Annotated in this window: 15 protein-coding genes; 4 read left to right on the top strand and 11 right to left on the bottom strand. The window is 67.7% G+C overall.

The window, feature by feature from the left end; translation table 11 throughout:
- Window positions 1–66 precede the first annotated feature (66 nt).
- The 6 genes from ACX80H_RS12180 to ACX80H_RS12155 form a co-directional block, all read right to left on the bottom strand.
- Window positions 67–720 carry a class F sortase gene (locus ACX80H_RS12180; RefSeq protein WP_525929880.1) on the bottom strand — a complete coding sequence of 218 codons (654 nt, stop codon included), beginning with the start codon at window positions 718–720 and terminating at the stop codon, window positions 67–69.
- 34 nt (window positions 721–754) lie between these two features.
- Complete coding sequence (locus tag ACX80H_RS12175) at window positions 755–1,168, bottom strand: excalibur calcium-binding domain-containing protein (protein WP_459313616.1); 414 nt, start codon at window positions 1,166–1,168, stop codon at window positions 755–757.
- A gap of 161 nt (window positions 1,169–1,329) precedes the next feature.
- Window positions 1,330–2,259 (bottom strand): NmrA family NAD(P)-binding protein, encoded by a 930-nt coding sequence (locus ACX80H_RS12170; RefSeq protein ID WP_459313615.1) that lies wholly within the window; start codon window positions 2,257–2,259, stop codon window positions 1,330–1,332.
- Between the two features lie 42 nt (window positions 2,260–2,301).
- Window positions 2,302–2,775 carry a cupin domain-containing protein gene (locus ACX80H_RS12165; protein WP_459313614.1) on the bottom strand — a complete coding sequence of 158 codons (474 nt, stop codon included), beginning with the start codon at window positions 2,773–2,775 and terminating at the stop codon, window positions 2,302–2,304.
- Between the two features lie 113 nt (window positions 2,776–2,888).
- On the bottom strand, window positions 2,889–3,467 hold the full coding sequence (locus tag ACX80H_RS12160; RefSeq protein ID WP_459313613.1) for a GNAT family N-acetyltransferase: 579 nt from the start codon (window positions 3,465–3,467) through the stop codon (window positions 2,889–2,891).
- A gap of 131 nt (window positions 3,468–3,598) precedes the next feature.
- Window positions 3,599–4,726, bottom strand: a complete 1,128-nt coding sequence (locus ACX80H_RS12155; RefSeq protein WP_459313612.1) for a hypothetical protein — start codon at window positions 4,724–4,726, stop codon at window positions 3,599–3,601.
- A gap of 172 nt (window positions 4,727–4,898) precedes the next feature.
- On the opposite strand from ACX80H_RS12155, the gene ACX80H_RS12150 reads away from it, so the two are divergent.
- From ACX80H_RS12150 to ACX80H_RS12140, 3 genes are all read left to right on the top strand, one after another.
- A complete protein-coding gene (locus ACX80H_RS12150; protein WP_459313611.1) occupies window positions 4,899–6,131 on the top strand; it encodes an amidohydrolase in 1,233 nt (410 codons plus the stop codon).
- A complete protein-coding gene (locus ACX80H_RS12145) occupies window positions 6,128–7,537 on the top strand; it encodes an amidase (protein ID WP_459313610.1) in 1,410 nt (469 codons plus the stop codon). Before ACX80H_RS12150 ends, ACX80H_RS12145 begins: the two co-directional genes overlap by 4 nt.
- 97 nt (window positions 7,538–7,634) lie before the next feature.
- The gene (locus tag ACX80H_RS12140; RefSeq protein ID WP_459313609.1) at window positions 7,635–7,862 is read left to right on the top strand and encodes a hypothetical protein; all 228 of its coding nucleotides are present in this window, start codon (window positions 7,635–7,637) and stop codon (window positions 7,860–7,862) included.
- Between the two features lie 33 nt (window positions 7,863–7,895).
- Here ACX80H_RS12140 and ACX80H_RS12135 read toward each other — a convergent pair whose 3' ends face one another.
- The gene (locus tag ACX80H_RS12135; RefSeq protein WP_459313608.1) at window positions 7,896–9,098 is read right to left on the bottom strand and encodes a hypothetical protein; all 1,203 of its coding nucleotides are present in this window, start codon (window positions 9,096–9,098) and stop codon (window positions 7,896–7,898) included.
- 51 nt (window positions 9,099–9,149) lie between these two features.
- Complete coding sequence (locus tag ACX80H_RS12130) at window positions 9,150–9,974, bottom strand: nuclease-related domain-containing protein (protein ID WP_459313607.1); 825 nt, start codon at window positions 9,972–9,974, stop codon at window positions 9,150–9,152.
- Window positions 9,975–10,214: 240 nt separating this feature from the next.
- On the opposite strand from ACX80H_RS12130, the gene ACX80H_RS12125 reads away from it, so the two are divergent.
- The gene (locus tag ACX80H_RS12125) at window positions 10,215–11,231 is read left to right on the top strand and encodes an exonuclease domain-containing protein (RefSeq protein ID WP_459313606.1); all 1,017 of its coding nucleotides are present in this window, start codon (window positions 10,215–10,217) and stop codon (window positions 11,229–11,231) included.
- Between the two features lie 5 nt (window positions 11,232–11,236).
- Here the strand turns inward: ACX80H_RS12125 and ACX80H_RS12120 are convergent, their stop codons facing one another.
- Genes ACX80H_RS12120 through ACX80H_RS12110 form a run of 3 tightly spaced genes read right to left on the bottom strand, consistent with a single transcriptional unit; the run spans window position 11,237 to window position 14,308 of the window.
- The gene (locus tag ACX80H_RS12120; protein ID WP_459313605.1) at window positions 11,237–12,094 is read right to left on the bottom strand and encodes an ABC transporter permease; all 858 of its coding nucleotides are present in this window, start codon (window positions 12,092–12,094) and stop codon (window positions 11,237–11,239) included.
- On the bottom strand, window positions 12,084–13,097 hold the full coding sequence (locus ACX80H_RS12115) for an ABC transporter ATP-binding protein (protein ID WP_459313604.1): 1,014 nt from the start codon (window positions 13,095–13,097) through the stop codon (window positions 12,084–12,086). The genes ACX80H_RS12120 and ACX80H_RS12115 overlap by 11 nt, the downstream gene beginning before the upstream one ends.
- The gene (locus ACX80H_RS12110; RefSeq protein ID WP_459313603.1) at window positions 13,094–14,308 is read right to left on the bottom strand and encodes a LolA family protein; all 1,215 of its coding nucleotides are present in this window, start codon (window positions 14,306–14,308) and stop codon (window positions 13,094–13,096) included. Before ACX80H_RS12110 ends, ACX80H_RS12115 begins: the two co-directional genes overlap by 4 nt.
- Between the last annotated feature and the right edge of the window lie 16 nt (window positions 14,309–14,324).

The following is a 14,324-nucleotide window of genomic DNA, read 5'->3' as shown; positions in this document are numbered from 1 at the left end:
GATCTGTTTCCGGGGTGCAGGCCTCAGTGCACGTGGTGCCGCCCGCTGCAGCCGGCGGTGACCTGCTTATCCGGAGACGAGTGTCGCGTAGACCACGTAGTTGTCGTCGAACTGGCCCGTCTCGGGATCGAACCCGTCGCAGGTGATCAGGCGCAGTTCAGCGCCCTCGGTGTTGCCGTACACCGTCTGCGTGGGGAAGGCGTCCTTGGCGTACTGCTCGCCGCGCTGGAACTCGAAGGTCGCCGTCGTGCCGTCCTCGCGCGTGACATCGATGGTGTCGCCGACGCCCAGGTCCCGAAGCTTCGCGAAGACGCCGGGCCCGCCGTCGGTGGCGTTCACATGCCCGAGGAGGACTGCCGGCCCGCGCTCGCCGGGCGTCGGGGAGAGGTTGTACCAGCCGGCGGGCGCCCCAGGGTCGCCCGGAGGCACCTCGAGGGTGCGGTCCTCCCGCAGGCCGAGGGACATGAGTTGGGACGTCCTGCCCGTCGACGGGATGTCGAGGGATACCGGGCGTGATGCCGGCAGGACCGCCGGAGGGGAACCCGTGATGTCTGCGTCCGGAACCGTAGGACTCGGGACAGGACCCGGGCTGACAGACGGAAGAGGCTGCTGGGATGGGGGCGCGGCCGCGGGTTCGCCGGCGCAGCCTGCCAGAAGCGCAGCGGCGATCGCCGCAGGAACCAGGAAGTTCCTGCGGCGATCACCGGACGGGCTGGTCACCGGTGGGTTGGTTCGGATCGGAGGGACTGCCGGCTCAGATTTTGGCCTCGCGACGACGGACGACGAAGGTTGCGCCCGCTACTGCCGCGAGCACGACGCCGGCGCCGAGGGCCAACGGCACGGTATCGTCCGCGGGTTCCTGGGCGACACCGGTGTCCGCGCCGCCCAACGGCATCTGGCCGACCTGGGGTTCCGCACCACGGATTTCCGTGGTGCCGCCCGGAACGAACTCGGGACGGTAGACATAGAGGTCGCTCTCGCAGGCGATACCGTCGCCGTCGACGTCGAGGGCCGCGGTGTAGGCGGGCGAACTGACCGGGATGTTGTAGACGGCTGCGGCCGCAGCCTCGTCACAGTTCGAGTACGGGAAGGCCTGGGCCGGTGCGGCAGACAGTGCGGTGAACGCTGCTGCAGCGCCCAGGGTGATCGTCGCGGTGCTCTTCTTCATGATTGCCCCTTCGCAAGTGAAGTAAATGCTCCGGACATCGCCGGAGCAGATGACAGGAAAAGATATAGCACACGAACTATCTCAAGGGGCCTCTGTCTGAAAGCGTGACAGCTCAGCGGTCGGCTGCTTCGACACCCGAAAGCGGCCGCGCGACCCGCCGTCTACGTCGACTCGACGGCCGTCCTTCGGAGGTGCGCCTGAATCACCTCACGCACCGAGGTCCAGTCGTGCGGACCGTAGCGTTCGTTGTCGACGTGGTGGAGTTGGGCCTCGCCGCTGAACATGCTGACGAAGTACTGCATGCCCTGCCAGGCAGGGAACGTCGCGTTCTTGTCCTTCGACAGGGCCCGACCGATCTTGCTCATGGTCGACAGGATTCCCGTGGTGCCGGCCCACTGGGTGCTGAAGGGTGTACCGGTGAGGCCGCTGAGGGTATGGGCGATGCTCCGGGCGGTGACGCGGTCCCCGGCGATCTCGACGACGCGGGGAGCGTCCGCATCGAGGGCCACGAGCGCGACGACACGGGCGACGTCGTCCTTGGTGGTGAAGTCGAGGACCTGGTCGGGGGAGGACCAGAACAGGACGCGGCGCCGCCCGAAGAGGATCATCGGAGCTTGCCCCGTGAGCATGTCGGTGAAAGCGCCGTTCAGGACGGACGTGACGCGAAGTGGCGCGGCGTCGAGCGTGGCGGCGAATTCGCGCCGGAGCTCGAAGTTGCGATTGCTGCCGGGAGTCACCCGGCGGTAGTCCGCCGAGTAGTCCGACGGGATGAACCGCTTCACGTCCGCTTTCACGGCAGCCCCCAGGAGAGCCCGCTGGGCGTCGAGGATGACGGTGTCCGTACCGCTGACAGCCGAGATGACGGCGTCAACGCCCGACAACGCAGCAACGAGGGCGGGCTCGTCCGTATAGGCAGCCTCGTGGATCTCCACCCGGTGCGTCCCGGCGTACATGGCCCGAGCTGTCCCGCTGCCGGGGCGGGTCAGCACCCGGACGAGGGTGTCCGGGTGCGCGCTATCGCCAAGCAGTTCGCGGACGATCCGGGACCCGAGGTCGCCAGTGGCGCCTGCGACGAGAACGGTGCTGGTCATGGTGGGCCCTCTTCTAGATGGTTGTCGGCGCGGTGCAGCGACTCAGGCGCTCTCTTCGCCCTTGTCGTCGACTTCCTCGACCCACGACGGCGGTTCGTCGCGGCCCTGCTCCTCGTCCTTCTCGGCGTCCGCCGGTGTCTCCTGCACGATGCCCTGCGCGTGGTGCGTGGGGGCGTAGATCGTGTAGAGACGCAGCGCTTCGTCTCCCGTATTCTCGACGTCGTGCCAGGTGCCGGCGGGCACCTGGATGCTCCAGCCGTCCTCGACGTCGCGCTGGAAGGAGAGGTCGTCCTTCGAGGGACCCATCTTCACGCGGCCTCTCCCGGCATCGATACGCAGGAACTGGTCGGTGCCGTGGTGCACCTCGAGGCCGATAGCGCCGCCGGGCTCGATCGACATGAGCGTGACCTGCAGGTGCTTGCCTGTCCAGGCGACGCGGCGATAGGCGGCGTTCTCCGTCGTCGCAGTCTCGATGTCGAAGGCGTTCGGGTTCGGTCCGTTGTCGGTGATGTCCATGAACGCATTCTGTCCCATCTTCGCCCGGGGTCGCCAAGTCGGCACTTCGGCGGCCTGACCGGTTGCCAAACGCTGCGGGTCAGGACAGGCTGTGCGGTGTCAAAAACGCGATATCAGCCCGACCCCGGCTCCGGTCGGTGCCGGGGGTCGGTGCTGAGGATCGACATCATCACGGCGTCCACCCATTTGCCGTTCCAGTGCAGCGCGTCGCGCATCGTCCCCTCCTCCACGAAACCGATCTTCCGGTAGGACCGAACGGCCCGCAGGTTGAAGGCGTAGACCTCCAACCCGACCCGGTGCAGGCCCATCTCGTCGAAGGCATGAGCGATGACGGCACGCCCGGCTTCGGTGCCGTAGCCGTTGCCGGTCGCGCCATCCCCGCTGAGGGCGATGCGGTAACCCATCGACGCATTCGCCTCATCGAGGTCGTTCAGGACCACCTCACCGAGGTACTGGCCCGTGTCGCGCCGCACGACGGCCCAGTCGGCGCGGTCCTCGCTCTCCGGCACCTTCTCCAGCCACGCGCGGATCTGGTCTTGGGTGAATTGCGCATGCGTGCCCGTCAGGCGTTGTGACTCCGGGTCATTCACGTTCGACCACACGCCGTCGAAATGCTCCAGACCCTGAGGCTCGAGTCGCAGGCGCGGGGTCTCGATCATCGGCAGACGGGTGAAGTCGTAGTCGGCGTTCATTCTTCCTCAGGTGTTGGTCGTCCGCGCCCAGGCGTCTCCGAGCGGTGCCCCCACCCTATCCACGGCGGAGCCACCCCTTACGAGCAGCAGGCGCGGCACAGGCGCCGGCCTGGTCCTGTGCCGGGTGCGAGCTACCGCCCCACGAGTTCGAAGGGCGACGACGCCGCCCCGGTCCACCGGTACAGGTCCAGCACGGCGGTCTGCTTCGTGACGCCGTCGTCGACGACCCGGCCCTGGGTGGCGATGTAGAAGTAGCCGTTGCCGAGGGACTCGAGTCCGACGTCGGCGGTGAAGTTCCAGCCCCGGATCCCAGTGGGCTCGTGGGAGAGGCCTTGCTGAAGGAGGGGGAGGAGCAGGCCTTCCTCGCGCGTCGGCTGGCCCTCGATCACGCCTTGCGTGGGACGTGAAGAACCGTCGATGGCGTAGAGCGAGTAGTTCGGGAACTGCTCCTTGACGCCCTTGTAGACGCCGAGGAGCCAGGTGTGGGTGAAGGCGTCGTAGTTGAGGTTCTGCACGCCGTAGGTGGTGTTGCCCGTGTAGACGAAGTACTTGCCGTCGGTCGTCGCCGGGCCGCTGGTGTGCGGAGCGTCCTGGGTGAGCGGCTGCTCGTACTTCTTCCAGCGCGTGACGTCGTACTGCAGGAGCACCTGGTGGTCGTTGTCGTCGCGCTCGGTGTTCGAGTAGACCCCGTAGGCGACCGTGAGCAACTGCTTGCCGTTCTTCCGCCCGAACGCGGGGCCGAAGGTGACGCCGTCGATCCCGCTGCTCCCGTAGCGGTGGTCCGGAGTGTCTGCGATGTTGCCGTCGAACACGCCGTTGCCGTCTATGTCCGCAGTGAAGTCCTGCACCACCTCGTCAAGGTAGACAGCCGTGACGATGCCGTCCGTCTCGGCGTCCATGTCCATACCCGTGATGCGGTCGACGTCGAAGATGGCGATGTAGAAGGACTCGGCCGCCTTGTACTCCAGCGAACCGTAGACGCGGCCGTCCTTCTCGTTGAAGTCGAGATCGCCGAGGTGCCCGGTGAACCCGGTGACCGTGCCGAGCACGGTCCCATCGAGGTTCGTCTTCACGAGCATCGAGGTGAAGGAGTAATAGACGAACTCGTTCGCGGTGTCGACGGCGATGCCCTGCACGTGCCCGGCCGGCCAGGCGCCGCCGTCGATCGTCGCGGGGAAGTCCTCGACGGCGGGTTTCGCCGCGCCGGTGACCAGGACGGCAGACAGCAACAGGGTGATGGCGCGGGCGATTGCTTTCACGGGATGGCTCCTCGTTCGCAGCGGTGGTGTCTGTTCCACGCTGACGAGCGGGAGCCACGGGCGGGTGGCCTCCGCTGGGCACGGAGGTGAACAGCCCGCGAAGCGTTTCCCTCGCACTCCGACCGCCGCACCTGATGTACTCGGGACCAGGACTGCCTCCCGAAAGGACACCATGACTATCAACACCGCCGTCTTCGAGCTCTCCGACGCGCACACCACCGCGATGCACGAGCTCTACCGGCACCTGCACGCGCACCCCGAGCTCTCCATGCAGGAGACCCACACGGCCGCGTTCATCCTCGAGAAGCTCACCCACCTCGGACTCGAGACGTTCATGTGCGGCGGCACCGGCGTCGTCGGGATCCTGCGCAATGGCGACGGACCGGTGGTCGGCTACCGCGCCGACACGGACGGACTGCCCATCGAGGAAAGCACCGGGCTGGAGTACGCGAGCACGACGACGGGTACGCTCGCCGACGGGACGGCGGTGCAGGTCATGCACGGCTGCGGGCACGACACCCATATCAGCGTGGGGCTGACCGCCGCACAGCTGCTGACCGAAAATCGCCACGCCTGGGCCGGCACGGTGGTGTTCATCTTCCAGCCGGGCGAGGAGATCGGCGAGGGCGCCGAGGCCATGGTGGAGGACGGGCTGTGGGACAAGGCGCCGATGCCGTCGATCATCTACGGGCAGCACGTCTGGCCTGGGCTCGCCGGCACGGTGAACATCAGCAAGGGCACGGCCATGGCGATGGCCGACTCCTGGAGGGTGACGGTCCACGGCAAGCAGGCGCACGGCTCGCAGCCGGAGCAGTCGATCGACCCGATCGTCCTCGGCGCCCACATGGTGGTGCGCATCCAGACGATCGTCTCCCGCGAGGTACACCCGATGAAGTCGGCGGTCGTCACGATCGGCACGTTCCACGGCGGTCTGAAGGAGAACATCATCCCGGCCTCAGCGGAGTTCACGCTCAATGTGCGCACGTTCGACGTCGATGTGCGCGAGCGCGTCCTCGGCTCGCTGCGGCGCATCATCAGCGCGGAGGCTGCGGCGTCGGGTGCCCCGGAGCCGACCATCGAGGAGATCTCCAGCTTCCCCCAGTGCTACAACGACCCCTCCTCGACCGAGGATCTGATGGCTGTGCTGGGCGAGGTGCTAGGAGAGAGCGCCGTCATCGAGGCACCGCCGGTGATGGGCAGCGAGGACTTCGGTCTCCTGGCCGAGGCCATCGGCGTCCCGAGCGTCTACTGGTTCTTCGGCGGGCATCCGCAGGAACTGCTCGACGGCGACGAGCCGGTGCCGGGAAACCACTCGCCGTTCTTCGCACCGATGATCGAGCCGACGCTGACCACCGGTGTCCGGGCAGCGATGACGGCGCTGCTGTCGAAGGTCGGAACGGCGTGAGGACCGAGCTTCACGAACTGTCCGCCGTCGAACTGACCGGAGCCATCCGCCGTCGGAAGGTGTCCGCCCGCGAGGCGCTCGACGCCCACTTCGACCGCATCGATACCGTCAACCGTTCGATCAACGCCGTCATCACCGAGGACCGGGAGGGGGCCGCAGCGCTCGCAGAGGCTGCTGACGAGCTGACGATGTCGAGCGCGGACCTTCCGCCGCTGCACGGACTGCCGATGACGCACAAGGACACCCACAACACGAAGGGGCTACGCACAACGCAGGGCTCGGAAGCGTTGAAGGACTTCGTGCCGACGTTCGACGACCTGATCATCGGCCGCCTCAAAAAAGCCGGCGTCGTGACGACGGGCAAGACCAACGTGCCGGAGTTCGCCGCCGGCGCGCACACCTTCAACGAACTGTTCGGCACGACGGTCAACCCCTATGACACCTCGCGGAGTGCCGGCGGTAGCAGTGGGGGAGTGGCGGCTTCGATCGCGGCCGGGATCCAGCCGTTGGGCGACGGTAGCGATATGGGGGGCTCGCTTCGCAACCCGGCGTCGTTCTGCAACATCGTTGGCTATCGGCCCTCCATCGGCGTCGTTCCGTCCCTACCAACCCGCAACGCCTGGGCGTGGCTGAACCGCAACGGGCTGATGGCACGCGACGTCGCTGACATCGCGCTGGGCATGGCAGCGATCGCCGGCGCCGACCCCGCTGTTCCGTACCCCTACCCCGTCTCCGGTTCGTTCACGGCCCCGCTCCAGCGGGACCTCACCGGGTTGCGGATCGGCTGGTCGCCCGACTTCGGGCTCGGCGTGCCGGTGGATCACGAGGTGCTGCGGGTCCTCGAGAGCCAACTGCAGGTCTTTGCCGACCTCGGTGCCATCGTCGAGGAAGCAGCGCCCGACCTCCGGGGTGCCGATCAGGTGTTCGGGACGACGCGTGCCTTCGATTTCGTGCTCGGCCTCGGCGAGCTCGTGAAGAAGCACGGCGATTCCATCAAGCCCGAGATCCGCTGGAACGTGGAACAGGGACTGCAGTTGACGGCGCAGGACATGGTCGACGCGGCTGTCGCCCGTACGCGTCTCGACGCCGGTGTGCGGCGCTACTTCGGGAAGTACGACGTCTTCGCCAGTCCGGCCGCGCAGGTGCTGCCGTTCGAGGCCTCGCAGCGGTTTCCAACGTCGGTCAACGGGGTGGAGTTCGAGACGTACCTCGACTGGATGCGGTCGGCCACCCTGATCTCGGCGACGGGTCTGCCCGCGATGTCGGTGCCTGCAGGCTTCAGCGACGACGGCCTGCCGGTGGGGCTGCAGTTGGTGATGCCGCACGGAAAGGACATCGAGCTGCTGCAGGTCGCGTATGCGTTCGAGCAGTCGACGGGGTGGGCAAAACGGGCGCCTGAGCTGTAGCGCGTGGCAGCCGGTGCAGCGGGATCGGCCAGCCGAATCGCCTGGTGTCCGACAGTGCTAGTGTCACTGGACACAGCACCAGCGTGAGGAGCACATCATGGCGGGCAGAAGGGACAAGGCCTCGGCGTTTCTGAAGAATGGTGCTGGAAAAGCCAAGGCGGCCGGCGCTAAGGCGTACTCGATCGCCAACGATCCCGAGGCTCAGGCCAAAGCCAAGAAGGTGATCGAGGGTGGTAGAAAGGCCTATCAGGTCGCAACAAGCCCTGAAGCAAAACGGGCGTACCGCCAGGTCGCCAATGCGGTCAAGAAGATGCGGAAGAAGTAGGCCGGACACCAGGTGAACCCGGTAGGGGTCGCACTACCCCTTCACCCTCACAATGGATGGATCAGCGGTATCCTTCACAGCTGCTATCCCGGCTGCAGTCGCCTGCGCCAGGCACCACTTCGCGAGACTTCCCAGCGCAAGGCTTGCAAGGTTGCGATTCCCCTCGAGACGCTGCCCCACGAGGGAGCCGAATTGCCCGACGTGTACGCCGCTCTTGCGTAGTTGTCCGTCCTGCAGTGCTGCGAGGAAGGCAGCCCGCACATGATCTGGCCCAGCCGCTTTCGACGGAACGTGCTTGATGACGTGATGCTGCAGGTGTCCGTTGATCGGCGAGGTCTTCTTGGCCAGTCCGACGACAATTGGCGCGGTTTTCTGAGAGACGGGTGCAGCGGCCAGCGCTACTGGCGGTGACTCGGGTGCAGTTAGAGGCGCAACTGTCGAAGGCTTGGACGCAGCCACCGGCGCTGTTGCCGGCAGCTTGGCCACAAGTTCGGGTGCGAGCGTGACCGGCGTCGCTGCCGAGGCGGGTCCGGGGTCGACGAGTGCGGCGAGTTCTAGATGGAGCGCGGCGAGTTCGCGGTGAATGGCCGCAATCCTCACTTGCGGGTTCGGTGCAACGGGAACCGGCGGCGCAATTTTCCTGCGCACCGTCTGGCTGATCGAGCACCGGAACAGCTCTGCCAGTGCTTCGGCGAGATCAACCTGCGCGGTGCCGCCGGCAGCAATCAGGGGAGCCGTGACGGCCCTGCGCTCGACCATGAGGGCGACCTTGTCGAGCGACCCATGCACCACGCCGTAGCGCAACCGCTCCCGCCGTGTCGCCTCACTGACCTGAGGCGAGTAGACGCTCGGATACAGGTTGATGGAATGCTGGTCGGCCGACGGGAAGTGTTTCTTGCAGATGCTCAGCCGGAGAGCCCGGCGGACGGCGTCGAGTTGCTTACCGACCTGTTCGACCGGATTAGGCACGAGGGACCCGTTTGCCAGAACCCACGGTTCACCAGTGTCCGTTATTTGGATTACGGGCGCCGGGAATCGCTTCCATTCGCTCAGGATGAAGGTCCCATTGATCGAGTTGTAGAAGAGCCAGTCCACCTCGGCGACCGGCAGGCCTGGCGCATCGACCCGACAATTGCTGAACGCCCAGACGTGGTTGCCCAGTAGTTGGTGCAGGCGGTTCACGTCGGCGGGGTCCGCTACGTGGGCGGCGCTGTTCTTCGAGGGGAAGTGGAGCATGGGAATCTTCCGTACAGGGAGTAGGTGGGGCTCGGGGCGGAGAGAGGCGGTTTAGAAGGGCAGGACGCCCGCGGCCGACGCGAAGAACGTCGCTGGCACCGCGAGGAGCCAGCCGATCCGCCGTCGTCGTGCCTGTTCCACCAACCGGTGCAGGGCTTCGAAAGGCCCGACGACGTCGGCCGGGTCACGCAGCACGGGCGCGGAGCGCCGCCAGGTCGAGGGCTGCGCCGCAGCCGCCGACAGGAGCGCGACCTGCTGCTCGGTGTAGATGACCGGACGCCGCGTGATCCACCGCAAGAGCTGGTCCTGGCGCAGAACCGCCACGGCCCGGTGCTTCTCCTTCACGGTGACCTGGCGAGCACCGACGACGACGATCGCAGCTGACGCGGGAACATTCTGCCGGACAGCGGCGGAGAGCAGCTTCCCTGCCCGGGCTGCCTCGTGCTCGGAGTTCCGGACGTAGGGGTACCGCGTTCCGGCGACCAAAAAGGTGCCCTTCGCGGTCCAGACGTTCTGGCCGGGATGCCGCTTCGCGTTGATCGTGAGGACGCCTGTCGGACCGATGATCACGTGGTCGATGTCTGACGACTTCTCACCAACCGGAACGGCGTGCAGGACGGTCCACTCCGGTCCCAGCGAGGCGAGGGTGCGACCCACCGCACGCTCGCCGAGTGCTCCCCAGTACCAGGGGCGGCTGCCGGCACTCAGCGGGTGGGCACCGAAGAACCGTGCCAGGAGTCCGCGCGCGTCCTTCGTACCGTGGCCGTCGAGCAGCTCTTCCATGACGGACTGGCCGGGGACGCGCCGCTTGAGCAGCCCGAGCGTCTCGGGCTCGACGTACGCCTCGTCGCCGTCGAGCGGGACAGCCGCGCTCATGTTCCGCTTCCCGACGCCATACGAGTCCCCCTGGACCTGAAGCCCGGGCGAGCTGAGCCTCGCCCGGGTAGGTCGAATCTACCGGGCGAAGCGCAGCGGCACGCCGGTTCGACCGCCCGGTTGGAGACAGGATTGCCGCAGGATTTACGCACTGCAGGGAAGGCCGGGAAATGGCCCATCTGGTGCGGGCCGATAGGCTGGGCAGGGCCGTGGACGAGCGGCGAAGGCTCAGGGGGAACAGTGCACGGACTCAACTTCACCGCGATCGACTTCGAGACGGCCAACAGCAAGCGCGGCTCGGTCTGCGCCGTCGGTCTGGCGAAGGTACGGAACGGCGTCGTCATCGATACCGCGTCATGGCTGATCAAGCCCCCGCACTCCGTCAGCGAATTCTCCTCGATGAACATCTCCGTCCATGGAATCCGCCCTGCCGATGTGCGGAGAGCGCCCTTGTGGGCCGAGAGCCTGCAGCGCATCCTGGCCTTTGCCGGGGACGATCCATTCGTCGCCCACAATGCGTCCTTCGACCGTTCGGTGCTGCGCAGCGCCTGCGCGGAGTCAGGGCTGGCGGTACCGGACACCACGTTTCACTGCTCCGTGAAGCTCGCGCAGCGTCTGCTCGACCTCGACTCGAACAGGCTGCCGCACGTCGCGAAGGCCCTGGGTCTGGGGGCCTTCCAGCACCACGATGCCGGAAGCGACGCCGAGATCTGCGCGGCCGCCGTCGTCGCCATTGCGCAGAAGCATGCTCTCCACTCGCTGGACCTGCTCTGGCCGGCGAGTAAGCCGACGTCGTCGACCGGTTCCCACCGCTACACAAGAACTCCGACGCGCGCCGAGCTTCCTCAGGCCGATGGTCAGGCGGACCCGTCGAACCCCCTCCATGGCCAGATCGTGGTGTTCACCGGGGACCTCGCTACGATGACGCGCGAGGAAGCAATGGGCCGGGTCGCCGCCTTCGGCGCAACCCCGGCCAACAACGTCACGAAGAAGACCACGATGCTCGTCGTCGGTCAGGAGGATGCCAGCCGGCGCACGGTCTTCCTCACCTCGGGTAGCAACAAGGAGCGGAAGGCGCTCCAGTACATCGGTGCGGGTCAAGCTATCCGTGCCGTCAGCGAGTGCGAGCTGCGCGAGTGGCTCGGCCTGGATCGGCCCGAGGACTCTATCGAGGAGACGCCGGCAGATGTTCTGGGAACGCTCGAGTCGGCGGTTACCGGCCTGCTCGCCTGGGTCGGACGGCGCCGGGTGGGGTAGGAGGCTCAGCTTAGGATGTCCTTGGTGCTGAACCGCCCGTAGGCCAGCGTCCCGAAGACGGCGATGTACCCGGCCTGCAGCAGCGCGTTGTCGGCGAACGAGTTCCACACGATCGGCTGCCGCAGCAGGTCTCCGAAGCCCAGCCAGTAGTTCGTGAACAGCCACGGGTGCAGCCACTCGAGCTGCGGCAGGGCGCCGAGGATCTGCGAGACCGCGGCCAGCGCGGCCGTCGCGGCCATGGCGCCGACCGGGATGGTCGTGAGCGTCGAGATGAACAGGCCGATGGCGCTCAGGCCCATCAGGGACACCGTCACGTAGAGCGCCAGGAGCAGCAGCCGCCCGAAGTAGCCGGGGATGCCGACGGTGTCGCCGGACAGCAGCGTCACGGGCCCGATCGGGAACAGCAGCGCCCCGATGATGGCGCCGGTGACGACGACGGTCAGCGTCGCCACGAAGCAGAACAGCGCCGCCCCCGCGTACTTCACGAGGAGCAGCCGGATGCGCCCGGCCGGGGCCACCAGCAGGTAGCGCAGCGTGCCGAGGTTCGCCTCGCCGGCGATCGTGTCGCCCGCGACGACGCCGATGGTCAGCGGCAGGAACAGGGGAATGGCGACGGTGAGGGCCGTCAGCGACACGAACAACCCGTTCTGGGTGATGCTGTTGAGGAACGCCGGACCGCGGCCGCTCGCCGACTCGTCCGAGGACACCCGGACGACGACGGCGATGAGGATCGGGATGAGCGCCAGTGCGCCGATCATCGCCCAGGTGCGCAGTCTGCGGAACAGGACGCTGATCTCGGAGAGCACGAGCGTGAGTCCGAGGCCTCCCGTGCGGGGGCGGGTCTCGACTGATTCAGCCGGCAATGTCGAACCCCTCTCCGGTCAGGGCGACGAAGCGGTCCTCGAGGGAGGCGCCGCTGGCCTCGAACCCTCGCACCCGGACGTCCGCACGCACCAGGGCCGCGTTGACGGTCTCCGGCAGGAGGCCGGGAATGGAGAGCTCTGCGGTGAGGACGTCGTCGCGCCCGTGGCGCTCGGGGGTGAGGCCGAGCCCGGTGAGGACGCGGTGGGCGTCGGCATGGTCGGGCGTCGTGACGCGGACGTGGGCGGTGCCCTCGGCGCGGAGTTCGTCGAGGGTGCCCTGCGCGACCAGGCGGCCGGCGCTCATGATGGCGATTCCGGTGCACATCTGCTCCACCTCGGCGAGCAGGTGGCTGGAGACGAAGACGGTGGTGCCGTCGTCGGACAGGGAACGGATGAGGTTGCGGACCTCGCGCGTGCCCTGGGGGTCGAGGCCATTGGTGGGTTCGTCGAGGATCAGCAGGTCCCGCGGGGCGAGCAGCGCGTTGGCGATGCCGAGGCGCTGCTTCATGCCGAGCGAATAGGCATGCGCCCGCTTCCGCGCCGCATGGCCGAGGCCCACGCGCTCGAGGGCGGCGTCGACGCGCTTGTTCCGGGTGGCGGGGGAGGTGTGGCGGTCGGCGGCGTCGAACCGCTGGAGATTCGCCCGCCCCGAGAGGAACGGGTAGATGGCGGGACCCTCGACGAGGGCGCCCACCCGTGGCAGGACCGTCCGGGCGTCCTTCGGCATGTCGCCGTCGAGCAGCCGGATGTCACCGCTGGAGGCCGACGCGAGGCCGAGGAGCATCCGGATGGTGGTGGTCTTCCCCGACCCGTTGGGGCCGAGGAATCCGAAGACCGTGCCGCGGGGTACTGCGAGGTCGACGCCGTCCACCGCTTTCTGCCGACCGAAAGCCTTGGTCAGTCCGTGCGTCTCGATCGCGAACTCACCTGCGGGCGACCGCGGACCCGCGCTGACCCGCGGGCCCGCACTCGGCGTGCGGGTCGGACGGGCAGTCGCGGTCACCGGCGGGAGGCGGCGACGAGCTGGTCGGCGCCGACGGCTCCTGCGAGGATACGTCCGTCATCGGTGATCAGCACCGAGACGAGCGACGTCTGCAGGGCGCGGCCGCCGTCGACCTCGGTGAGTGCCTGCTCCAGCATGGCCTGCGCGCCGGCGACCTCCTCGGGATCCATGCCGGGCTTGACCTCCATGATGTCGCCCATGCCGGCCGCCTCGCCGGTGCCGAGGTTCAGCCCGAGCTGCGCGGCGCTGCCGGCCGGCAGTTCCACGATGGTGCTCCAGCCCTCGCCGATCACCACCGGCTCCTCGGAGGGGGCGGGCTGGTCCTTGCCGTCGACGCGCGCTTTCGCCTCGTCGACGCGGGCCTTCGCCTCGTCGGCGGTGGGCGCCTCCGTGACGGTGGCACCCTCCGGCGGGGCGAACTCGAAGATGCTGGCATCGGGCGTGCTGAAGTCCACGGCGCTGAAGCCGGCCTCGAACGCGGCCTCGTCCTGGCCCCTGGCCTGCACGGTGACGCTGAGCGGGACCCCGGTCTCGGAATCGATACTCACGGCGATGGACCCGATCAGGGTCGCTGCGTCCTCGGGGGTCAGCAGGAGTTCGTACGCGCTGCGGCCCGCGACGCGGCTGGTGCCGTCGACGGTCACCTCGGTGCTGGGATCGATCGTCGCAAGGAAGGCCTGCGCGAGTTCCGCCGGCGTCCGCGGGATGTCCTGCAGCTCGGGGTGTTCGGCAACCTCCTCCTGCAGCTTCGCCTCGAGTTCGGCCTTCGCGGCGTCCTTGTCGGGCAGGACGGCGTGGGCGGCTTCATTGGCGCTGGAGTCGTAGTACCAGGCGTCGGTCTCATTGATGACGACGCTGCGCTGGGCCAGCTGGTCGAGCACCTGGACCTTGGCCTTGTCCGGCCCGTCGACATAGACCTGGGCGGAGTGCTCGCCGGTCAGGAGTTCGAGGACCATGGCGGTGGGGTCCGAGCTGGGGGTACGGCCCGGGGGAGAGGCGAGGCTCAGGTCCGGCAGGCCGAGGTTTGAGGACTGCTCGACGGTGCCGGAGTAGGCGTCATCGGTGCTGGTGGCCACGAACTCGAGCAGCTCCTGCGCAGTCCTGGCAGGGAGTTGCGGCTGGGCCTCGGCGACGGCCGAACCGCTCACGGCAGCAGCGACGATGACCACCGGAACGATGCCGGCGGGGAGCCAGCGCCAGTTCTTGTTCATGATTGAGCCTTCCGAA

This window comes from Arthrobacter pasteuri (assembly GCF_054510955.1).
Note: the sequence above shows the minus strand (reverse complement) of the source record. Positions and strands in the feature narration are given on the sequence as shown.